Source organism: Pseudomonas sp. H1h (assembly GCF_000633255.1).
GTDB lineage: Bacteria > Pseudomonadota > Gammaproteobacteria > Pseudomonadales > Pseudomonadaceae > Aquipseudomonas.
The window spans coordinates 17,038-36,586 of record NZ_AYMJ01000015.1; the positions used below are offsets into that span (position 1 = coordinate 17,038).

Below are 19,549 nucleotides of genomic sequence, written 5' to 3' on the forward strand. Positions count from 1 at the left end.
TGCCCACTATCCATTTGCTAGCAGGAGTCGCAATGCGCAAAGGTCCGTTGTGTCTGATGTGGGTCACGTTGTCGATCATGGCGCCCGCCCATGGTGAGGAAACCACCGAAAGCGGCAGCTCCACGCCATTGTCGTTGAGTGCCGGCAGCCAGATTACCGAGTTGCAGCAACGCCTGAAGGCCAGCGAGCAGCAGCGGGAAGAACTGAACAAACAACTGCAAAATGCCGACAACACCCGCGAAAGCGCCCAGCTTGCCCGGTTGCGTCAGGAGAACCAGCGCCTGAAGCTGCAACTCAAGGAAGCCCAGGCCAGCCCGCTGCCGCGTCTGTTGACCGAACAGCAGCAATGGTTCGTCACGGGCGCCGGGGTAGCGCTATTGGCGCTGCTCTGCGGTATCTTTGCCAGTGGAGCAAGCCGAAAACGTCGGCAATGGCTAAATTGAGTGAGTCATGAGCGAGCTGTTACTGATTGATGATGACCAGGAGTTGTGCGAACTCCTGAGTAGCTGGTTGAGCCAGGAAGGCTTCCAGGTGCGCGCCTGCCACGATGGCCAGAGCGCCCGCAAAGCCCTGGCCGAATCGGCCCCGGCGGCAGTGGTGCTGGACGTGATGCTGCCCGATGGCAGCGGCCTGGAACTGCTCAAGCAACTGCGCAGCGAACACGCTGATCTGCCGGTGCTGATGCTCTCGGCCCGTGGCGAACCGCTGGATCGCATCCTCGGCCTGGAGCTCGGTGCTGACGACTATCTGGCCAAGCCCTGCGATCCGCGTGAACTCACCGCCCGTCTGCGCGCCGTGCTGCGCCGCAGTCATCCGGCCGCCGTGTCGACCCAGCTCGAACTGGGCGACCTGAGCTTCAGCCCGATGCGCGGCGTGGTCAGTATCGACGAGAAAGAACTGACCCTCACCGTCTCTGAGAGCCGCCTGCTCGAAGCCCTGCTCAAGCAGCCCGGCGAGCCGCTGGACAAACAGGAACTGGCGCAACTGGCCCTCGGCCGCAAGCTGACCCTGTACGACCGCAGCCTCGACATGCACGTCAGCAACCTGCGCAAAAAGATCGGCCCGCACCCCGATGGCCGCCCGCGCATCGTCGCCCTGCGCAGCCGCGGTTACTACTACAGCCTATAAGCCTGCCACTGCAGGCCAAGGCCTGCATGGGTGCATTTGTCAGGTTGGCGCTCGAACGTCTTTACCCAAGCTTTACGCAGCGCTGACCGCCGCTGACCTTGATCTCCGTAATCTGTACTCATCCGGAACGTACCGGGAACGAGACAAGGAGATACACCATGCGCAAGACTCTTATCGCTCTGATGTTCGCTGCCGCTCTGCCAACCGTCGCCATGGCCATGCCGCAGGATGGCGGCCCGATGGGTGGCCCGATGGACGGTGCACGCCACGGCGGTCAGATGCACGGCATGCACGGCAAAGGCCCGTACAGCCAACTCGATCTGTCCCGCGAACAGCGCGATCAGATCCGCAAGATCATGGGCGAGCAGATGCACGAGCGTCGCCAGGTGGTCGAGAAGTACCTGGAAAAACTCTCGGCGGCTGACCAGAAAGCCATGAAGGACGAGATGGCGGCCAACCACAAGAAAGCCGAAGCCGACGTGCGTAACCTGCTGAAACCGGATCAACAGAAGAAATTCGACGAGATCCAGAAGAAACAGGCCGAACGCCGCGCCGAGTGGGCCGAGTTCAAGGCGTGGAAAGCGCAACAGCCGCAAAAAGCGCAATAATGCGATAACCCCGGACCCGACGGCTAAATGCCGTCGGGTCTGTTGCCACTCAATCCGAATGTGGGAGCGGGCTTGCTCTCGAATGCGGTGTATCAGACAAAGTAATGTTGACTGACACACCGCATTCGCGAGCAAGCCCGCTCCCACATTGTTGAGATTTATGTTTGATTGAGGAATTTCTGTGCGCTCATTGTTCTGGCGTATTCTCGCGAGCTTCTGGCTGGCCATTACACTGGTTGCCGGCTTATCCATTCTGCTCGGGCACATGCTCAACCAGGACGCGTGGATCCTCAGCCGCCATCCGGGCCTCAACACGCTGGCCGCCGAATGGACGCAAACCTACGAAGCGCAGGGCGAAGACGCCGCGCAGGACATCCTCGAACAGCGCAAACGCCAATATCACATCGACGTCCAGGTGCTGAACGAGAGCGGCGACCCGGTGGTGCGCGGCACCTTCCCGCGCCGCGCCGCCGCGTTCGAAGCCCGGCAGAACAACGATGACCGGCGCCTGCCATGGCGGCGCCTGACCGACGAGTTCACCAGCGAAAAAACCGGCGATACCTACCTGTTCATTTTCCGCATCCCGCACCCGGAACTCGACGCCTGGCACCGCGAAAGCCTGCTCTGGCCCCTGAGTGCGCTGGGCATCGCATTGGTGGTGCTGACCCTGTTCAGCCTGCTGGTGACCTTCTCCATCACCCGCCCGCTCAGCCGTTTGCGCGGCGCGGTGCATGATCTTGGGCAGACCACCTACCAGCAGAACAGCTTGGCGAAACTGGCCAACCGCCGCGATGAATTCGGCGTGCTCGCCACTGACTTCAACCGCATGGGCGCGCGCCTGCAAAGCCTGATCGGCAGCCAGCGCCAGTTGCTGCGCGATGTTTCCCACGAACTGCGCTCACCGCTGGCACGGCTGCGCATTGCGCTGGCACTGGCGGAACGTGCCAGCCCGCAAGAACGCGAAAAACTCTGGCCGCGCCTGACCCGTGAATGTGATCGCCTCGAAGCGCTGATCAGCGAAATCCTCGTACTGGCGCGGGTCGATGCCGACAACGCCAGCGCTGAAGCGGTGGATCTGAACTCATTGCTCGGCACCTTGCAGAAAGACGCGCAACTCGGCTCGCCGGAACAAACCGTGCGCCTGAACGCCGAGCCTCAGCTGAATCTGACCGGCTGGCCGACCATGATCGAGCGCGCCGTCGATAACCTGCTGCGCAACGCCCAACGCTTCAACCCCGAAGGGCAGACGATCGAAATGCAGGCCTTGCGTCAGGGCGAGCGGATTGTGGTAAGCGTGCGCGATCACGGGCCGGGCGTGCAGACCGAGCATCTGAGCCAGCTGGGCGAACCGTTCTACCGGGCGCCGGGGCAGACCGCGGCCGGGCATGGTCTGGGTCTGGCGATTGCCAAGCGCGCGGCGGAGCGGCATGGCGGGAGTCTGGTGCTGGCCAATCATCCCGACGGCGGGTTTGTGGCCAGTCTGGAATTGCCCTTGGTGCCGGGCGCCATTGTCCAGCCGTAAAAACCAATGTGGGAGGGGGCTTGCTCCCGAAAGCAGTGTGTCAGGCAACATTATCTTGTCCGATACGCCGCTTTCGGGAGCAAGCCCCCTCCCACATGGACATCAAAGTGTCAGGCCTTGGCGGGCCAGGCGCTGACGGGTTTGTGGCCAGTCTGGAATTGCCCTTGGTGCCAGGTGCCATTGTCCAGCCGTAAAAACCAATGTGGGAGGGGGCTTGCTCCCGAAGGCAGTGCGTCAGGCAACATCATTTTGTCTGATTCGCCGCTTTCGGGAGCAAGCCCCCTCCCACATGGACATCAAAGTGTCAGGCCTTGCCGGGCCAGCCGCTGACGGGTTTGTGGCCAGTCTGGAATTGCCCTTGGTGCCGGGCGCCATTGTCCAGCCGTAAAAACCAATGTGGGAGGGGGCTTGCTCCCGAAGGCAGTGCGTCAGGCAACATCATTTTGTCTGATTCGCCGCTTTCGGGAGCAAGCCCCCTCCCACATGGACATCAAAGTGTCAGGCCTTGCCGGGCCAGGCGCTGACGAATTCGGCCAGATCTGCCTTCTCGGCCACTCGCGGCTCTTTCTGCGGCGTGCCCAGGTACAGGAATGCAATGACTTCCTCGCCTTCCGCCAGACCCAGGCCTTGGGCGACGTGCTTCGAATACGCCAGATCACCCGTGCGCCACACCGCACCAATCCCCTGCGCGTACGCCGCCAGCAGGATCCCGTGGGCGGCACAGCCGGCCGCGAGCAATTGCTCGGACTTCGGATACTTGACGTGGTCCTGCAGTTTCGCGATCACCACCACCACCAGCGGCGCCCGCAGCGGACCGTTGCGCGCCTTGTCGATCATCGCTTCGGTGACTTCGCCGTCCTGCATCTGCGCCGCTTCGGCCAGTAACTCGCCCATCTGCTCGCGCGCCGCGCCTTCGACAGTCAGGAAACGATACGGCTGCAGGTGGCCGTGATCCGGTGCACGCAGGGCCGCACCGAACAGGGCTTCGCGCTGCTGCGCGGTGGGGGCCGGTTCGACCAGTCGTGGAACGGAAACACGGTTGAGCAACGCGTCGAGAGCCTGCATCGGCCACCTCCTGAGAAAAATGTGCGGCTATTCTAGCGGTATCTGCTCACCGGGTGCCGGTTTACATGCCTGCCTCCACGGGTAGAATGGCGCCCTTCTTACCTCAGCCCGAGCGGACTTCATGGCGTTGCCGACCTTACGGATCATTGGTTTCATCATCGGCATCTTCCTGATCACCCTGGCCATCGCCATGGTCGTGCCCATGGCCACCCTGGTGATTTTCGAGCGCACCGGCGATCTGCCGTCGTTCCTCTGGGCAAGCATGATCACCTTCCTTGCCGGCCTTGCCCTGGTGATCCCCGGGCGCCCCGAACACATCCACCTGCGCCCGCGCGACATGTACCTGCTGACCGTCAGCAGCTGGCTGGTGGTGTGCATTTTTGCCGCGCTGCCGTTCCTGCTGACCCAGCACATCAGCTACACCGATTCGTTCTTCGAAAGCATGTCCGGCATCACCGCCACCGGCTCGACCGTGCTCAGCGGGCTGGACACCATGTCGCCAGGAATCCTGATGTGGCGCTCGCTGCTGCACTGGCTGGGCGGTATCGGCTTCATCGGCATGGCGGTGGCGATTCTGCCACTGCTGCGCATCGGGGGCATGCGCCTGTTCCAGACCGAATCGTCCGACCGCTCGGAAAAGGTCATGCCGCGTTCGCACATGGTGGCGCGGCTGATCGTGGCGGCGTATGTCGGCATCACCATCCTCGGCAGCCTGGCGTTCTGGTGGGCCGGGATGAGTCCGTTCGATGCGATCAACCACGCGATGTCGGCGATTTCCACCGGCGGTTTCTCGACCTCCGACCAGTCGCTGGCGAAGTGGACACAACCAGCGGTGCACTGGGTGGCGGTGGTGATCATGATCCTCGGCAGCCTGCCGTTCACGCTGTATGTGGCGACCATGCGCGGCAACCGCAAGGCGCTGATCCGCGATCAGCAGGTGCAGGGTTTGCTCGGCATGTTGCTGGTGACCTGGCTGGTGCTCGGCACCTGGTACTGGTGGACCACCAATCTGCACTGGCTGGATGCACTGCGGCATGTGGCGCTAAACGTGACGTCGGTGGTCACCACCACCGGTTTTGCCCTCGGCGACTACAGCCTGTGGGGCAACTTCTCGCTGATGCTGTTTTTCTATCTGGGTTTTGTTGGCGGGTGCTCCGGCTCGACCGCGGGCGGGATCAAGATTTTCCGTTTCCAGGTTGCCTACATCCTGCTCAAGGCCAACCTTAACCAGTTGATTCACCCGCGCGCGGTGATCAAGCAGAAGTACAACGGCCACCGTCTCGACGAAGAGATCGTGCGTTCGATTCTGACCTTTTCGTTCTTCTTCGCCATCACCATCTGCGTGATCGCCCTGCTGCTGTCGCTGCTCGGCGTCGACTGGATGACTGCGCTCACCGGCGCCGCCAGCACCGTGTCCGGCGTCGGCCCGGGCCTGGGCGAGACCATCGGCCCGGCGGGCAACTTCGCCACCCTGCCGGATGCGGCCAAGTGGATCCTGTCGTTCGGCATGCTGCTCGGCCGACTGGAGATCATTACGGTGTTTGTACTGTGTATTCCGGCCTTTTGGCGTCACTGATCGGCGCTTGCAGCAGCCGCGCCCGGTAATCGCCGGGCGTGGTGTCGAACCAGCGGCGGAAGGCGCGGAAGAAGTTGCTCGGATCGGCAAACCCCAGCAGATAGGCAATCTCCAGCAGGGTCATGCCTGGCTGCGCCAGATACTGCTCGGCCAGCTCGCGGCGAGTGTCATCGAGCAACTGTTGAAAACTTGTGCCCTCCTCCTGTAATCGCCGCTGCAAGGTGCGCTGCGACAAATGCAGGGTCTGCGCCACGGTATCGCGCTTGGGTTCACCCTGAGGCAATAAACGACACAACACCTGCCGCGCCTTGTGGGTCACGCGACTTTCAGAGAACCGCGCCAGGTATTCCCCGGCAAACCGGTCGTGCAGCAGCGCCATGGCTTCGTTGGCGGTGGGCAGCGGTGCCTCCATATCGGCGCGCTCGAAGATCAACGCATCGTACGGCGCGTTGAACATCAGCGGCGCATGAAAGGCTTGTTTGTAGGGCTGCAGATCATCGGGCTCATCGCCCTGAAACAACACTTTGACCGGGTGCAGCGTGCGCCCGGTGAGCCAGCCGCACAGGCCCAGCGCACAGGCCAGCGAAGCTTCGGCGCTCTGTCGGGTCGGCGGCAGATGATCGCCATGCACCGTCAGAATCAGCGCATAACCTTCCTCGATCAGACGAAAACTCAGGTCGGCACTTTCAGCGATGATCCGCTGATAACGCACCAGGCGTTGAAAGCCTTCGGCCAGGGTGTTGCTCGACATCAGCGCGTAGCCGGCGACATGGAACGACGCCGGGCGCACCACCTTGCCCATGTTCAGGCCGATCGCCGGGTTGCCGGACAACTCGACTGCCCGCTGCCAGAGTCGGGTCATGGAATCTTGCGGGAAGCGCGCATCCGGATCGTCCAGGGCGGCGTAATCGAGCCCCAGCTGCTTGAACAGTACCCGGCAATCCAGGCCGTCCATCTCCAATGCTTTGACAATCCCCATCGCCCAGCTTGCAGAAGTCGTTCGTTCGCTCATGGCGTTATTCTTTTACATGATGGATCGCCTGTGACGACCCGATTTGCGAAGGATACTAAAGTGGCGCCCATTGTCACTGGCTGTTGTCAGTGTTCACTCTAGACTCAAATAAGCTACCCGCCGAACAACTTGCCGTCAGAACAATAACCACAGAGATCGCGGTCGTGGAAAACATCAAGCAATTCAATACCTTCGCTGAGTTCTATCCGTATTACCTCAGCGAACACAGCAACAGCACCTGCCGTCGGCTGCATTTCATTGGCACCACGCTGGTGATATTCATTCTGGCCATGACCATCGCCAAGGGCGCCTGGCTGCTGTTGCTCGCCTTGCCGCTGGCCGGTTACAGCTTTGCCTGGGTCGGGCATTTCTTCTTTGAAAAGAACCGCCCGGCGACCTTCCAGCATCCGCTGTACAGCCTGCTCGGCGACTTCGTCATGTACCGCGACATGATTCTTGGCCGCGTGGCGTTCTGAACCCCAAGACACCTGGAGGCTGGCCAATGAACGCCAATGCCCGTTTCACCCACATGCAGGATGGCACGCAGGAAGACTGGGCGATCATCGCCGCGGACTTCAGCGCCTACGCCCGGCAACTGCCGTCCCGGATCGTCGCGCACCTGAAGTTGCTCGAAGGCGATTTCGGCGGCTTCCCGGTGGATCGCCTGACCCACTCGCTGCAAACCGCGACCCGCGCCTATCGCGATGGGCGTGATGAGGAATACGTGGTGTGCGCGTTGCTGCATGACATCGGCGACACCCTAGGTTCCTACAACCATCCGGACATCGCTGCAGCGATACTCAAGCCGTTCGTCAGTGCCGAGAACCTGTGGATGGTCGAGAAGCACGGCATCTTCCAGGGCTACTACTTCTTTCATCACCTGGGCATGGATCGGCACCTGCGCGAGCAATTCGCCGCGCATCCGCAGTATCAGGCCACGGCGCAGTTCTGCGCCAAGTACGATGCAGCGGCGTTCGACCCGGCGTATGACACCCTGCCGCTGAGCTTCTTCGAGCCGATGATGGAGCGGCTGTTTGCGCAGCCCAGACATTCGATCTACAAGGCGGCAATGGAAGAACACAATCCGGCTTGATGACTGCCACCGTTGAAAAATGTGGGAGGGGGCTCGCTCCCGAAGACGGCGTGTCAGATAAACATGTAATGACTGATACATCGCCTTCGGGAGCAAGCCCCCTCCCACAGGGGATCTCTGGTGTCTAGGCGATCTCGGCCACTTTGGCAGCCTTGAGCTCTGCCTCCCGCGCCTGCGCATCCGCCAGTCGATACAACTCGATCGTGCCGTCCCAGTGCTCGATCAACGCCGTGCACGACTCCACCCAATCACCGCAGTTGAGGTAGTCCACCTCGCCGACCTTGCGGATCTCGGCATGGTGAATGTGCCCGCAGACTACGCCGTGCAGCTCGCGCTTGACGCATTCGTGGGCAATGGCTTCTTCGAAGTCGCTGATGAAGCTCACCGCAGTCTTGACCTTGTGCTTGAGGTACGCCGACAGCGACCAGTAACCGTAGCCATAGCGGGCGCGCCAGTGATTGAGCCAGCGATTGAGAGTCAGGGTGAATTCGTAGGCCGAATCGCCGAGAAACGCCAGCCAGCGGTGATAACGGGTGATGACGTCGAACTGGTCGCCGTGAATCACCAGCAGGTGCCGGCCATCCGCCGTGACGTGTACCGCCTCGTCGACCAACTGAATGTTGCCCAGGATCAGTTTCGAATAACGGCGCAGAAACTCGTCGTGGTTGCCGGTGACGTAGATCACCTCGGTGCCGCGTTTGCTCATGGTCAGCAGGCGGCGAATCACGTTGGTGTGCGCCTGCGGCCAGTACATGCCGCCGCGCAGCTTCCAGCCGTCGATGATGTCACCGACCAGGTAGATCTTGTCGGCGTGGTAGCCCTTGAGAAATTGCGACAAGTGCTCGGCCTGGCAATCCCGCGTGCCCAAATGCACGTCGGAAATCCACAGGGTACGCACCCGTTGTTTACGGCTGGGTCTGGCGAGCTCGGCGCTGGTCATGGGCAACCCTCTGCGATGTTTTCGCAAGAGTGCGCCCGCCGGGTTAATCGACCATGACAGGCGTGCGTCAGTCGTGTGACAGCGCGCAGGCCGGTGGCCCCGGTGTAGACTGGCGCTCACTTCGGAGACTTCTGCCATGCGCCCGATCCTTACCCTGCGCCAGTACACCCACGATCTGATCGTCCACAGCCACGACCACGCCCAGTTGGTATTCGGGTTGTCCGGCGCGCTGGATTTCGAAGTCGAGGGCCGTGGCAGTCAGGTGCGCCAGCAGAGTTTCGTGGTTATCCCGTCCGGCGCCCATCACGCCTGCGGCAGTCCGCAAGGCAGCCGTTGCCTGGTGTTGGACATCCCCGACGAGCAATGGCTGGCGGACTCGCTGGGCGAACATGCCGAGGCCAGCCGTCAGTTACTCGACCGCCCGGCCCGATTGGCACTGGATGCCGGGCAAAGTCAGCTGGTCAGCTGGCTGGCGAACAGCCCGGTCAGCGATCCGCTGATCGCCCGCCAGGGCGCGGTGTTGCTGCTGGCCAGCCTGAATCACGCCCGCCCTGCCGAACTCGGCGCCCGCCGCCTGCCTTACGCAGCCCTCGATGCCCACATCGAGCAATACGCCGCCTATCCCCTGCAAGTGGCGGATCTGGCCCGGATCGCCGGATTGTCCAGCGCCCGTCTGCATGCGCGCTTCATGGCCGAATGCGGACAAACGCCGATGGACTACATCCGCAGCCGGCGCCTGCACAAGGCCGTTGGCTTGCTGCGCGAGACCGCGTTACCGATCGGCGAAATCGCCAGTCGGGTCGGTTACAGTTCGCAAAGTGCTTTCGCTGCTGCAGTGCTGCGTGAGTTTGGTGCCTCGCCGGGCACACTGCGGCGCGAGGCTGGCGATAAAGGACGATAGTCTGGCGACAGACACCCGCCGGTGCACCTCTTTAAACTGCTGCGGTGATGGTGCTGACTTTCAAGGATTGCAATGACTCCGCGTACCGCCCTAGGCGCCCTGCATATCGGCGCTCTGATGTTCGGCCTGACCGGTGTGTTCGGCAAACTCGCTGCCGCGTCGCCGGCGGTAATCGTCTTTGGACGCGCCGCGTTTGCGGTACTCGCCCTGGCCTTTTTCGCCCGCTTCGCCAGCCTGAATGGCTGGCAGAAACTGCAAGCGGTCGATTGGCGGCGCCTGACGCTCAGCGGCGTGTTGCTGGCCGGGCACTGGGTGAGTTTTTTCATCGCAGTGAAGGTGGCCGGCGTGGCGATTGCGACGCTGGGCTTTGCCAGCTTCCCGGCCTTCACGGTGATTCTCGAAGGGTTGATCTTCCGCGAACGCATCCGCGCCAATGAAATTGTGCTGGTGGTATTGGTCAGCGTCGGCCTGGTGCTGGTAACCCCTGCATTCGATCTTGCCAGCGGCGCCACCACCGGGTTGCTCTGGGCGGTGCTGTCAGGCCTGTTGTTCGCCCTGCTCTCGCTGACCAATCGCGCCAGCTCCGGACGTATTCCGGCGGTGCAGGCAGCGCTGTGCCAGAACGTAGTGGTGGCGCTGTGTCTGCTGCCGGTCGCCGCCCCGCAATTAAGCACAGTGCGTGCCCTGGACTGGCTATGGATCGGCCTGCTCGGGGTGTTTTGTACCGGCGTCGCGCACAGTTTGTTCGTCGCCAGTCTGGCGGTGATCAAGGCACGCACCGCCGCCGTGGTGTTCGCCATGGAGCCGGTGTACGGCATCACCGTCGCCTGGCTATTGTTCGGCGAGAACCCGACCGTACGCATGTTGATCGGCGGCGCGCTGATCATCGTCGCCATCGTGGTCTCGGCGCGGATGTCAGGCAGCGCTGACAAGAAAACCGTCGCCGCCGAAGCCGCGTCTCACTGAGTGCGGTCGTTGTGGCCGAGGTCGCGGTCAGGGTCGATCTGATCGCGCACCCGCTGCTTGATCACCTTGGCCTCGGGAAAGCCGCCGTCCGCCTTGCGTTCCCAGATCTGTACGGCGCCGCAGCTGATATGAAACACCCCGCCGGTGCCGGGCACCAGCGAGACCTTGCCGAGGTCATCGCCGAAGGTGCTGAGCAGCTCCTGCGCCAGCCACGCGGCGCGCAGCAGCCACTGGCATTGGGTGCAATAGGTGATGACGACTTCGGCTTTTTCGACGGTCATGTTCGCTGAAACTCCTGAGACAGAGGGCGCCGCTATAATAGCCGGCTTTATCGCTTGCCCCGAGACTCACAATGCACCGTCTGCTGTTCTGCCTGCTGCTTGGTTTTCTTCCTTTGCTCGTCCACGCCAGTGAGGCATCGCGCCCGAAAGTCGGCCTGGTGCTGTCCGGCGGTGCCGCCCGTGGCTTGGCGCACATCGGCGTGCTCAAGGCACTTGAAGAACAAGGCATCAAGATCGACGCAATTGCCGGCACCAGCATGGGCGCGGTGGTCGGCGGCCTGTATGCCTCGGGCTACAAGATCGATGAGTTGGAAAAACTCGCGCTGAACATCGACTGGCAGCAGGCGCTGTCCGACGCTCCGCCACGGGAAGACGTGCCGTTTCGACGCAAGCAGGACGACCGCGATTTTCTGGTGAAACAGCAACTGAGCTTTCGCGATGACGGCAGCCTCGGCCTTCCTCTGGGGGTAATTCAGGGCCAAAACCTGGCGCTGATGCTCGAAAGCCTGCTGGCGCATACCAGCGACACCCGGGACTTCGACAAACTGCCGATCCCCTTTCGCGCTGTCGCCACTGATATCGCCAACGGCGAAAAGGTGGTGTTCCGCAAGGGCCATCTGCCCCAGGTGATCCGCGCCAGCATGTCGATCCCGGCGGTATTCGCTCCGGTCGAGCTGGACGGCCGACTGCTGGTGGACGGCGGCATGACCGACAACATCCCGCTCGACGTCGCGCGGGAAATGGGTGTCGACGTGGCCATCGTGGTCGACATCGGCACCCCGCTGCGCAACCGCAAGCAACTGACCACCGTGGTCGATGTGCTGAATCAGTCGATCACCCTGATGACCCGGCGCAACTCCGAAGAACAGCTGGCCGCCCTCAAGCCCTCCGATGTGTTGATCCAGCCGGCGCTGGCGGCGTTCGGTGTCACTGATTTCGGCAAGGCCCAGGAGATGATCGACGCCGGTTACCGCGCCACGAAGATTCTCGACGCGCGCCTCGCATTGCTTAAACCCCGCGAATCCCAGGACGCCGAACTCAATGCTGCCCGCGCCCCGGGTCAGCGCACGCCGATCATCACCGCGATCAAGGTCGAGAACGACTCGAAAGTCGGCGACGACGTGATCCGCTACTACATCCGCCAGCCCATCGGCGAGCCACTGGACCTGGGCCGACTGCACTCGGACATGGGCACGCTGTACGGCCTCGACTACTTCGAACAAGTGCAATACCGCGTCGTACACAAGGGCCAGGATCACACTCTGGTAATCAGTGCCCGAGGCAAGCGCAGCGGCACCGATTACCTGCGCGTCGGCCTGAACCTGTCGGACGACATGCGCGGTGACAGCGCCTTCAACCTCGGCGCCAGTTACCGCATCAACGGCATCAACCGCCTCGGCGCGGAGTGGCTGACCCGGGCACAGATCGGCGACAAACAGGAACTCTACACCGAGTTCTATCAGCCGCTGGACGTCGGCTCACGTTACTTTGTCGCCCCGTATGCGGCCTTTGAAGCGCAGAACGTCGATGCCGTGCTCGACAACGACCCGATCGCCCAATACCGCGTCGAACGCTACGGTTTCGGCCTCAACGTTGGCCGACAGATCGGCAACAACGGCGAAATCCGCTTCGGGGTCGGTGAAGCCTGGGGCAAGGCGGATGTGCGGATCGGCGATCAGGACCTGCCGAGCGAAAACTTCAAGGAAGGTTTTTATTCACTGAAGTATTCGTTCGACTCGCTGGACAACGTCTACTTCCCCCACGAGGGCAAGGACGTCAGCCTGACCCTGCAGCAATTCGAGCCGAGCCTGGGTTCGGACACGCGCTATCGCCAGTGGGAATTCAAACTCGACAAAGCCATGAGCCGTGGCCCGGACACATTGATTCTCGGCGGGCGCTATGCCCGCACGCTGGATGATGCCAACGTGGTGACCTCAAGCTTCCTGCTCGGGGGCGCGCGGCAGCTGTCGGGGTTCCGCGAGGACTCGATCTCCGGACAGAACATCAGCCTCATGCGGGCGGTGTATTACCGCCGGTTGACGCCGCGTTCGTATCTGCCGCTGGACTTCCCGCTGTATGCCGGTGCGTCGCTGGAACGTGGTCGGGCGTGGAACAACGACAATCAGTTCGACAGCGGCTATATCAATGCCGCCAGCGTGTTCATTGGTTTTGATACGCCGCTGGGGCCGTTGAATTTCACCTATGGCTTGAATGATGCGAATGAACAGGCGGTTTATCTGAATCTGGGGCAGACGTTCTGAGCACTCAGCGGGATTGATGTTGCCGGGCAGGCCGCCTTCGCGAGCAAGCCCGCTCCCACAGGAGAACGCATTCCAACGAGCCTGCTCGCGAATCCGTCAGGACAGGCACCGCATCAGTAGCAGACACACTGGTTAGCGAATCCCCGCCAGCAAAGTTCTGGCAGTTTGCTTAAGGGGTTCATCGCCTTCCTTGAGCAACTCATTGAGCAGCGCAATGGCGCTGTCGATGTCGCCGTCATCAATGCAGGTCTGCGCCTGCTCCAGTTTCCCTGATCCAGAGGCGGGTTCCGGTTCCTGCAACGTCAGTGGCTCCAGCCCCAGTGATGGCGGCGGATCGCCAAACTCATTGAGAAAGTCATCGTCCAGCGGCTGTGCGTCCGGTTCGGGAATCCATTCCAGCTCCGCCTCATCGTTCACTGCGGCTTCGGGCAATTCGAAGTCCGCCGGCAGCACTTCAAAACTGGACGCTGACACCGTGGGGTCTGCTGACGGCTGATCGGCTGCTGCACGGCCGTCCTCCAGATCCCAACTGGACGCCATCGACAGCTCGCCCAGGTTCAATTCGAAATCATCCTCAGGCGCCGGTTGCGCCGCAGCAATCGGTACGGCGACGGCCGGCATTACCGGTGCCATGGGTGCGGCACTGTTGAGCTTTGGATGACGCGCCCGGATCGCACCCAGTTGCTGAGGATCGACACCTGCCCCACGCAACTGGTTTTCCTGTTGTTCGTAAGCCGCGCTGTCGCCCTGGCGCCCCAGCACTTCGAGCAATTGCACGCCCAGATCGGTGCGCTCCGGCTCCTTGTCCAGGGCATTGCGCAGCAGGCCGGCGGCCTCGTTCAGGCGTCCATACGCCAGGTAGATCCCCACCGCTTCCAGCACATCGCCCGCGGCGGGTTCTTCACGGTGTTCGGTCGCTGCACTGATATTGGCCGGGGGTGCCGTTTGCGTGTCATCAAGCTCAGGTTGATGACCTTCTGAAGCAATAGGCAGCGGCGCAGCATCCTGGGCCAGTTGACGTCGACGGCGCACGAATAGCCCGCCACCCAACACTCCCAACAACAGCAGCAAGCCGCCGAGCAACGGCCCGTTGAGACCCTCGTCTTCGGCTGGCGGCGCTACGGTTGCAGGCGCCGGCACCGGCTGCGTAATGACCGCTGCCGGGGGCTTTTGCAGCTCGGTCAAACGCGTTTGCAAATCGCTGACCTGCTTTTTGCCATCGGCAATCTGAGCATCCTGCGCCTGCAGTTTCGCGTTCAACTCATCGACGGTCTTCTGCAGTTGCTGGTTCTGCAACACGCTGGCCGCCAATTGTTCGGTCAGTGCCGCGTTGGCCGGTGCAGCAGGTGCGGGTGGCGCTGAAGGTGCAACGTCGCGTTTGCCCTGGGCAGCCTGCGGTGGCGCCGTGGCCGGTTCGACGGTAGGGAATTCAGAAGATTGCGGACGTGGGTCGGGCTCATCCGTGGCCGGCACGATGCTCGGCGAACCCGGCGGATCGATCAGCACCGTGTACTCGCGCAACAAATGGCCATTGGGCTGATTGAGTTGCACCAGAAAATTCAGAAAAGGTTCTTTGACCGGTTTGCGCGAGGTCACCCGGATCATCTGGCGATTGCCATGCAGGATCGGAGTGAACCGCAGGTCATTGAGGAAAAACACCCGCTCGACCCCGGCGCGACCAAATTCATCCGCCGTGGCCAGACTGGCCGAGAGGTCGCTGGCGCTGAGGCCGCCGGCATCGACCAGCGCGATATCGGCCTTGAGCGGCTGATTGAGGCCTGAGTGAACAGTGATGTCACCCAGTCCCAGTGCCATCGACCAGGTCGAATAGCTGAATACGCCAGCGACCAGCAGCCATTTGGCGCCACCGCGCAGTACCACGTGCCGACTTGCGAGCATGAGCATCCCTTAAATAAGCAAAACCGACTTCTATGCGTTCGCACATCCGGTACGAACACGATATTGCCCAGTAGTTCTTATAGTCTGCTCTGCGCGATCCCTCAAAAAACCGGCGCGCGGTTATGCCTCAAGATTTTTCCAGATTGGCCAGAATGTGCCCGTGAACCCGCATGCACACCTTCATATCCGCTTCGTCGATACCGACGAACAGCTCACTGCGCAGTTGTGCGGCAATGGTTTCGATTTGTTCGATCAGCGGCAGCGCCGGGGCGCAGAGAACGATTTTTTTCGCCCGACGGTCTTCCATCACGGACTGGCGTTGCACCAGGCCCTGGCTTTCCAGGCTATCGAGCAAGCGGGCCAGGGTCGGCCCTTCGACGCCGACGCTTTGCGCCAGCTCGCGTTGGGTCGGTGCGTCTTCGAAACGCGCCAGATGCAGCAGCACCAGCCAGCGTGCCTGGGACAGACCCAGACCCGCCAGCCGGCGATCCAGTTCGGCACGCCAGCCACGGGACATCTGGGCCAGTTGCATGCCAAAGCGGTGTTGATCGGTTAACGGCATAAAACACTCATGAGTAGACTGACAAATAGAGAAAAACTAATTATTAGTCAGCTAAGCATGACATTTGGCTATAGGCAAGAGCCGACCTGTACTGAATCGTTACAACTGCCTGACGGTTGGCGCAAACGTCGTCTTACATTTCGAATTCAGATTGCAGCGCAGCCCTTACGCAATACAGCACGCCCTCCGGAACCCGCCCCGCAAACAGCTCGGCCACTTCAGCGACCGACGGCAATTCGCCCTCGCCATCGAGGAACGCGTCCTGCACTTCGCCCATCAGCTCTTCCGGCAGATCCAGCGCCTGCTCCAGCGACAATTGTTGTTTGCCGATGGCTTCGGCGAGCATGGTGTAGACGTTCTTTTCCGAGCATTGCAACTGCCCGGCGATCTGCATCGGAGTCATGCCGGCGCGGGCCAGAGTGATCAGTTCGTGGCGTACGTCGGCCACCGCTTTCGGCGCCTCGACTTCGCCGCCAAGCACTTCGAGGAAGGCCTCGCCGTAGCGCTCCAGCTTGCGTGCACCGACGCCGCTGACCGTGGCCATTTCCGCCAGCGAGGTCGGCTGGCTGCGAAGCATTTCCAGCAGCGTCGAGTCGGGGAAGATGACGTACGGCGGCACACCGTGTTCTTCGGCGAGTTTGCGCCGCAGCGCGCGCAGCGCTTCCCACTGTTCGCGCTCTTCGCCGCGCACCAGTTGGCTGGCCGGGCTCTTGCTGTTGCTCTTGGCGGCGACTTGCGGCTTGAGGTCGCGGCGCAGCTCCAGGCTCACTTCGCCCTTGAGTAATGGCCGGCAACTGTCATTCAGACGCAGACCGCCGTAACCTTCGTGATCGACATCGGCCAGACCACGGGCCACCAACTGGCGGAACAACGAGCGCCATTCGCTCTCGCTCAACGCTTTGCCGACGCCCCACACCGACAGGTGCTGATGGCCGAAACTGCGAATTTTTTCGTTGTCCTTGCCCAGCAGCACATCCACCAGATGGCCGACGCCATAACGCTGGCCAGTGCGGAAAATCGCCGATAACGCCTGACGTGCAGGCTCGGTGGCGTCCCAGGTCTGCACGCCGTCGACGCAGTTGTCGCAGTGGCCGCACGGCTCGGGCATGTCTTCGTCGAAATACGCCAGCAGGGTCTGGCGCCGGCAACGCGTCTCTTCGCAGAGCGAGAGCATGGCGTCGAGCTTGTGCTGCTCCAGACGCTTGTGCCGCTCGTCGCCTTCGGAGTTCTGCAGCATTTGCTTGAGCATCACCACGTCTTGCAGACCGTAGGCCATCCACGCGTCCGCCGGCAGGCCATCACGGCCGCCGCGACCGGTTTCCTGGTAATACGCTTCGAGGGATTTCGGCAGATCGAGGTGCGCGACAAAACGTACGTTGGGCTTGTCGATGCCCATGCCGAACGCCACGGTGGCGACCATGATCAGGCCTTCCTCGTTGAGGAAGCGTTTCTGGTTGAAGGCTCGCAGATCGTTGGGCAGGCCGGCGTGATATGGCAGTGCCGGGAAGCCCTGCTCACTGAGGAACGTCGCCACTTCCTCGACTTTCTTGCGCGACAGGCAGTAGACGATGCCCGCATCGCTGCGGCGCTCGGCGAGAAATGCCAGCAACTGCTTGCGCGGCTGCTCCTTGGGTACGATGCGGTAGAAAATGTTCGGGCGGTCGAAGCTCGACAGGAAGCGCTCGGCATTTTGCAGATGCAGGCGGGTGACGATTTCTTCGCGGGTACGTTTGTCTGCAGTGGCAGTCAGGGCGATACGCGGTACGTCGGGGAACATTTCCGCCAACTGGCCAAGTTGCAGGTATTCCGGACGAAAGTCGTGGCCCCATTGCGAGACGCAGTGCGCTTCATCGATGGCGAACAGGGCGATATTCAGCCCTTGCAGGAACGACAGCATGCGCGGCTGCACCAGACGCTCGGGCGCCAGATACAGCATTTTCACTTCGCCGCGCTTGATCCGCGCCGCCAGATCGCGCTGCTGTTCGGCACTCAGCGTGGAGTTCAGCGCCGCAGCGGCCACACCCAGCTCTTCGAGGGTGGCGACCTGATCGTCCATCAAGGCGATCAACGGCGACACCACCACTGCCAGGCCGTCGCGCAACAGCGCCGGCACCTGGAAGCACAGGGACTTGCCGCCACCGGTAGGCATCAGCACCAGCGCATCACCGCCGCTGGCCACGCGCTCAATGATTGCACCCTGACGGCCACGGAAACTGTCGTAGCCGAAGATGTCCTTGAGGACGCGTTGAACCTGTTCGAGCATAAAAACTCCAAAAATCTACCGAAACATCCCTGCACAGGCTGGTTCAGGACAGCCAGGGCTGCTTAAACAAAACGTAAGAGCGCATTGCCAGACCACCGCAATACGAGCAGGGAGCGAAAACGCGGCAGTATACCCGAGCCCTCCCCGGCAAGGGGTGCCGCTGAGAAGACACCGATTAATCTGCCACCATAACTCCCTGTAGGAGTGAGCCTGCTCGCGAAGGCGGCGTGCCAGTCAATACAAACGTGCCTGATACAGCGCATTCGCGAGCAAGCCCGCTCCCACAGGGTTATTCGTGTTGCCTGTAATTACGGCAAATCTGCCGTGCGGCTGGCTTGAGCGCGCAAGAAGGCCTAGAATTCCCGCATTGTTTATTCCCCCAAGGTAGCCCCGTAATGTCCTTCGCTGAGCAACTAACCCGCCTGCAAGTCTTTCTCGACGCCGACGAGCTGCACGAAGAGGCGCTGGATTACGTGGCCGCCCACGGTTACCTGACCGCATTGTCGATCTGTGCCGAAGACGTACCGGAGCGCGAATGGATCGACGCCCTGTTCGCCGAAGAGCCGCATTACAGCAGCGACGCGCAGCGCGAAGAGATCGAAGCCACCCTGATCGGCCTCAAGGCACACATCGCCCGCCAACTGGCGTCCGACGAGGAATTCGAACTGCCATGCGATCTGGACCTCGGTGACGAGCCGGACGATTCCGAACTGCGCGGCTGGTGCATCGGTTTCATGGAAGGCGTGTTCCTGCGTGAAGCCGCCTGGTTCGAGACCGCCGAAGAAGAAGTCAGCGAAATGCTCCTGCCGATCATGGTCGGTTCGGGCCTGTTCGACGAACAGCCAGAATTCGAAGACATCGCCAAGGACGCCAACCTGATGGACGACATGATCGTGCAGATCCCGGAAGCCCTGACCGCGCTGTACCTGCTCTGCCAGGCGCCAGACGAAAAACCGGCGATCCTCAAGCCACGTCACCACTAAGACCCGGCCTATGGACAACCCCATAGGCAACCGCCCCCTGATGCTGCGCTACATCCTGCTGGCCATCGGCTGGCTCAGCGTGGCATTGGGGGTGATCGGCATTTTCCTGCCGGTTCTGCCCACCACCCCTTTCCTTTTGCTCGCGGCGGCGTGTTTCGCCCGCAGCTCTCCGCGTTTCTATCGCTGGCTGGTCGAGCATCCGCGACTCGGGCCATGGATCCGCGACTACCTCGACGGCAACGGCATTCCGCTCAAAGGCAAGGTCTACGCGATCGGGCTGATGTGGGCGAGCATTCTGTTCTCGTGTTACCTGGTGCCGCTGCCGTGGGCGCGGGGGTTCATGCTGACCAGTGCGGTGTTGGTGACGGTTTATATCTTGCGGCAGAAGACGCTGCGCAAGTCTTGAAGTATTAATCGATCGCTCCCTGCTCGCGAAGCCCCATTCAGCAGCAACGCCTGCCTTCAAATAAAAACCGCCACCCGGCTCGA

General features: G+C 61.8%; 19 protein-coding genes. 12 read left to right on the forward strand and 7 right to left on the reverse strand.

Translation table 11 applies throughout. The annotated features are described in order from the left end of the window. The first annotated feature begins 32 nt into the window (after positions 1 to 32). The 4 genes from U862_RS0111665 to U862_RS0111680 all read left to right on the forward strand — a co-directional run bounded on the left by U862_RS0111665 (position 33) and on the right by U862_RS0111680 (position 3,258). On the forward strand, positions 33 to 443 hold the full coding sequence (locus U862_RS0111665; RefSeq protein WP_025110563.1) for a translation initiation factor 2: 411 nt from the start codon (positions 33 to 35) through the stop codon (positions 441 to 443). A 7-nt stretch (positions 444 to 450) separates the two neighbouring features. Then, positions 451 to 1,128, forward strand: a complete 678-nt coding sequence (locus U862_RS0111670) for a response regulator transcription factor (RefSeq protein WP_025110564.1) — start codon at positions 451 to 453, stop codon at positions 1,126 to 1,128. Between the two features lie 158 nt (positions 1,129 to 1,286). Further along, a complete protein-coding gene (locus U862_RS0111675) occupies positions 1,287 to 1,736 on the forward strand; it encodes an LTXXQ domain protein (RefSeq protein ID WP_025110565.1) in 450 nt (149 codons plus the stop codon). A gap of 181 nt (positions 1,737 to 1,917) precedes the next feature. Next, a complete protein-coding gene (locus U862_RS0111680) occupies positions 1,918 to 3,258 on the forward strand; it encodes a HAMP domain-containing sensor histidine kinase (RefSeq protein ID WP_025110566.1) in 1,341 nt (446 codons plus the stop codon). Positions 3,259 to 3,756: 498 nt separating this feature from the next. On the opposite strand, the gene U862_RS0111690 is transcribed toward U862_RS0111680, so the two are convergent. Continuing rightward, a complete protein-coding gene (locus U862_RS0111690; RefSeq protein WP_025110567.1) occupies positions 3,757 to 4,323 on the reverse strand; it encodes a nitroreductase family protein in 567 nt (188 codons plus the stop codon). 121 nt (positions 4,324 to 4,444) lie between these two features. Between U862_RS0111690 and U862_RS0111695 the strand changes: the two genes are divergently transcribed. After that, complete coding sequence (locus U862_RS0111695; protein WP_025110568.1) at positions 4,445 to 5,899, forward strand: TrkH family potassium uptake protein; 1,455 nt, start codon at positions 4,445 to 4,447, stop codon at positions 5,897 to 5,899. Here U862_RS0111695 and U862_RS0111700 read toward each other — a convergent pair. Beyond that, complete coding sequence (locus U862_RS0111700; protein WP_218187649.1) at positions 5,856 to 6,911, reverse strand: AraC family transcriptional regulator; 1,056 nt, start codon at positions 6,909 to 6,911, stop codon at positions 5,856 to 5,858. The two genes, U862_RS0111695 and U862_RS0111700, sit on opposite strands and share 44 nt — an antisense overlap. 164 nt (positions 6,912 to 7,075) lie before the next feature. Here U862_RS0111700 and U862_RS0111705 point away from each other — a divergent pair, with 164 nt between their 5' ends. Both U862_RS0111705 and U862_RS0111710 read left to right on the forward strand, forming a co-directional pair. Next, positions 7,076 to 7,387, forward strand: coding sequence for a DUF962 domain-containing protein (locus U862_RS0111705; RefSeq protein ID WP_025110570.1), 312 nt, complete (start codon positions 7,076 to 7,078; stop codon positions 7,385 to 7,387). A 26-nt stretch (positions 7,388 to 7,413) separates the two neighbouring features. After that, on the forward strand, positions 7,414 to 8,004 hold the full coding sequence (locus U862_RS0111710; RefSeq protein WP_025110571.1) for an HD domain-containing protein: 591 nt from the start codon (positions 7,414 to 7,416) through the stop codon (positions 8,002 to 8,004). 124 nt (positions 8,005 to 8,128) lie between these two features. On the opposite strand, the gene U862_RS0111715 is transcribed toward U862_RS0111710, so the two are convergent. Further along, the gene (locus U862_RS0111715) at positions 8,129 to 8,944 is read right to left on the reverse strand and encodes a UDP-2,3-diacylglucosamine diphosphatase (protein WP_025110572.1); all 816 of its coding nucleotides are present in this window, start codon (positions 8,942 to 8,944) and stop codon (positions 8,129 to 8,131) included. A 136-nt stretch (positions 8,945 to 9,080) separates the two neighbouring features. Here U862_RS0111715 and U862_RS0111720 point away from each other — a divergent pair, with 136 nt between their 5' ends. Further along, positions 9,081 to 9,845: an AraC family transcriptional regulator gene (locus tag U862_RS0111720; RefSeq protein ID WP_025110573.1), complete on the forward strand. Its 765-nt coding sequence runs from the start codon at positions 9,081 to 9,083 to the stop codon at positions 9,843 to 9,845. Between the two features lie 72 nt (positions 9,846 to 9,917). Next, entirely contained in the window at positions 9,918 to 10,811 is an 894-nt protein-coding gene (locus U862_RS0111725; RefSeq protein ID WP_025110574.1) for a DMT family transporter, read from the forward strand. On the opposite strand, the gene U862_RS0111730 is transcribed toward U862_RS0111725, so the two are convergent. Beyond that, the gene (locus tag U862_RS0111730) at positions 10,805 to 11,092 is read right to left on the reverse strand and encodes a SelT/SelW/SelH family protein (RefSeq protein ID WP_025110575.1); all 288 of its coding nucleotides are present in this window, start codon (positions 11,090 to 11,092) and stop codon (positions 10,805 to 10,807) included. The two genes, U862_RS0111725 and U862_RS0111730, sit on opposite strands and share 7 nt — an antisense overlap. 71 nt (positions 11,093 to 11,163) lie before the next feature. Here U862_RS0111730 and U862_RS0111735 point away from each other — a divergent pair, with 71 nt between their 5' ends. Beyond that, the gene (locus U862_RS0111735; RefSeq protein WP_025110576.1) at positions 11,164 to 13,353 is read left to right on the forward strand and encodes a patatin-like phospholipase family protein; all 2,190 of its coding nucleotides are present in this window, start codon (positions 11,164 to 11,166) and stop codon (positions 13,351 to 13,353) included. Positions 13,354 to 13,485: 132 nt separating this feature from the next. Here the strand turns inward: U862_RS0111735 and U862_RS0111740 are convergent, their stop codons facing one another. From U862_RS0111740 to recQ, 3 genes are all read right to left on the reverse strand, one after another. Further along, positions 13,486 to 15,252: a FimV/HubP family polar landmark protein gene (locus U862_RS0111740; RefSeq protein ID WP_025110577.1), complete on the reverse strand. Its 1,767-nt coding sequence runs from the start codon at positions 15,250 to 15,252 to the stop codon at positions 13,486 to 13,488. 127 nt (positions 15,253 to 15,379) lie between these two features. Further along, positions 15,380 to 15,814: a MarR family transcriptional regulator gene (locus U862_RS0111745; RefSeq protein ID WP_025110578.1), complete on the reverse strand. Its 435-nt coding sequence runs from the start codon at positions 15,812 to 15,814 to the stop codon at positions 15,380 to 15,382. A 133-nt stretch (positions 15,815 to 15,947) separates the two neighbouring features. Then, the gene (recQ, locus tag U862_RS0111750; protein ID WP_025110579.1) at positions 15,948 to 18,077 is read right to left on the reverse strand and encodes a DNA helicase RecQ; all 2,130 of its coding nucleotides are present in this window, start codon (positions 18,075 to 18,077) and stop codon (positions 15,948 to 15,950) included. Between the two features lie 395 nt (positions 18,078 to 18,472). Between recQ and U862_RS0111755 the strand changes: the two genes are divergently transcribed. After that, positions 18,473 to 19,060: a YecA family protein gene (locus U862_RS0111755; RefSeq protein WP_025110580.1), complete on the forward strand. Its 588-nt coding sequence runs from the start codon at positions 18,473 to 18,475 to the stop codon at positions 19,058 to 19,060. Between the two features lie 10 nt (positions 19,061 to 19,070). After that, positions 19,071 to 19,466: a YbaN family protein gene (locus tag U862_RS0111760; protein ID WP_025110581.1), complete on the forward strand. Its 396-nt coding sequence runs from the start codon at positions 19,071 to 19,073 to the stop codon at positions 19,464 to 19,466. The last annotated feature ends 83 nt before the right edge of the window (positions 19,467 to 19,549 follow it).

Excerpts from the sequence above, each read along its gene's own strand:
- U862_RS0111670 (WP_025110564.1), top strand. The coding sequence starts at position 451 with ATGAGCGAGCTGTTACTGATTGATGATGACCAGGAGTTGTGCGAACTC.
- U862_RS0111710 (WP_025110571.1), top strand. The coding sequence starts at position 7,414 with ATGAACGCCAATGCCCGTTTCACCCACATGCAGGATGGCACGCAGGAA.
- U862_RS0111745 (WP_025110578.1), bottom strand. The coding sequence starts at position 15,814 with ATGCCGTTAACCGATCAACACCGCTTTGGCATGCAACTGGCCCAGATG.
- U862_RS0111735 (WP_025110576.1), top strand. The coding sequence starts at position 11,164 with ATGCACCGTCTGCTGTTCTGCCTGCTGCTTGGTTTTCTTCCTTTGCTC.
- U862_RS0111740 (WP_025110577.1), bottom strand. The coding sequence starts at position 15,252 with ATGCTCGCAAGTCGGCACGTGGTACTGCGCGGTGGCGCCAAATGGCTG.
- U862_RS0111760 (WP_025110581.1), top strand. The coding sequence starts at position 19,071 with ATGGACAACCCCATAGGCAACCGCCCCCTGATGCTGCGCTACATCCTG.
- recQ (WP_025110579.1), bottom strand. The coding sequence starts at position 18,077 with ATGCTCGAACAGGTTCAACGCGTCCTCAAGGACATCTTCGGCTACGAC.
- U862_RS0111695 (WP_025110568.1), top strand. The coding sequence starts at position 4,445 with ATGGCGTTGCCGACCTTACGGATCATTGGTTTCATCATCGGCATCTTC.
- U862_RS0111665 (WP_025110563.1), top strand. The coding sequence starts at position 33 with ATGCGCAAAGGTCCGTTGTGTCTGATGTGGGTCACGTTGTCGATCATG.
- U862_RS0111675 (WP_025110565.1), top strand. The coding sequence starts at position 1,287 with ATGCGCAAGACTCTTATCGCTCTGATGTTCGCTGCCGCTCTGCCAACC.
- U862_RS0111730 (WP_025110575.1), bottom strand. The coding sequence starts at position 11,092 with ATGACCGTCGAAAAAGCCGAAGTCGTCATCACCTATTGCACCCAATGC.
- U862_RS0111720 (WP_025110573.1), top strand. The coding sequence starts at position 9,081 with ATGCGCCCGATCCTTACCCTGCGCCAGTACACCCACGATCTGATCGTC.
- U862_RS0111715 (WP_025110572.1), bottom strand. The coding sequence starts at position 8,944 with ATGACCAGCGCCGAGCTCGCCAGACCCAGCCGTAAACAACGGGTGCGT.
- U862_RS0111755 (WP_025110580.1), top strand. The coding sequence starts at position 18,473 with ATGTCCTTCGCTGAGCAACTAACCCGCCTGCAAGTCTTTCTCGACGCC.
- U862_RS0111690 (WP_025110567.1), bottom strand. The coding sequence starts at position 4,323 with ATGCAGGCTCTCGACGCGTTGCTCAACCGTGTTTCCGTTCCACGACTG.
- U862_RS0111725 (WP_025110574.1), top strand. The coding sequence starts at position 9,918 with ATGACTCCGCGTACCGCCCTAGGCGCCCTGCATATCGGCGCTCTGATG.
- U862_RS0111700 (WP_218187649.1), bottom strand. The coding sequence starts at position 6,911 with ATGAGCGAACGAACGACTTCTGCAAGCTGGGCGATGGGGATTGTCAAA.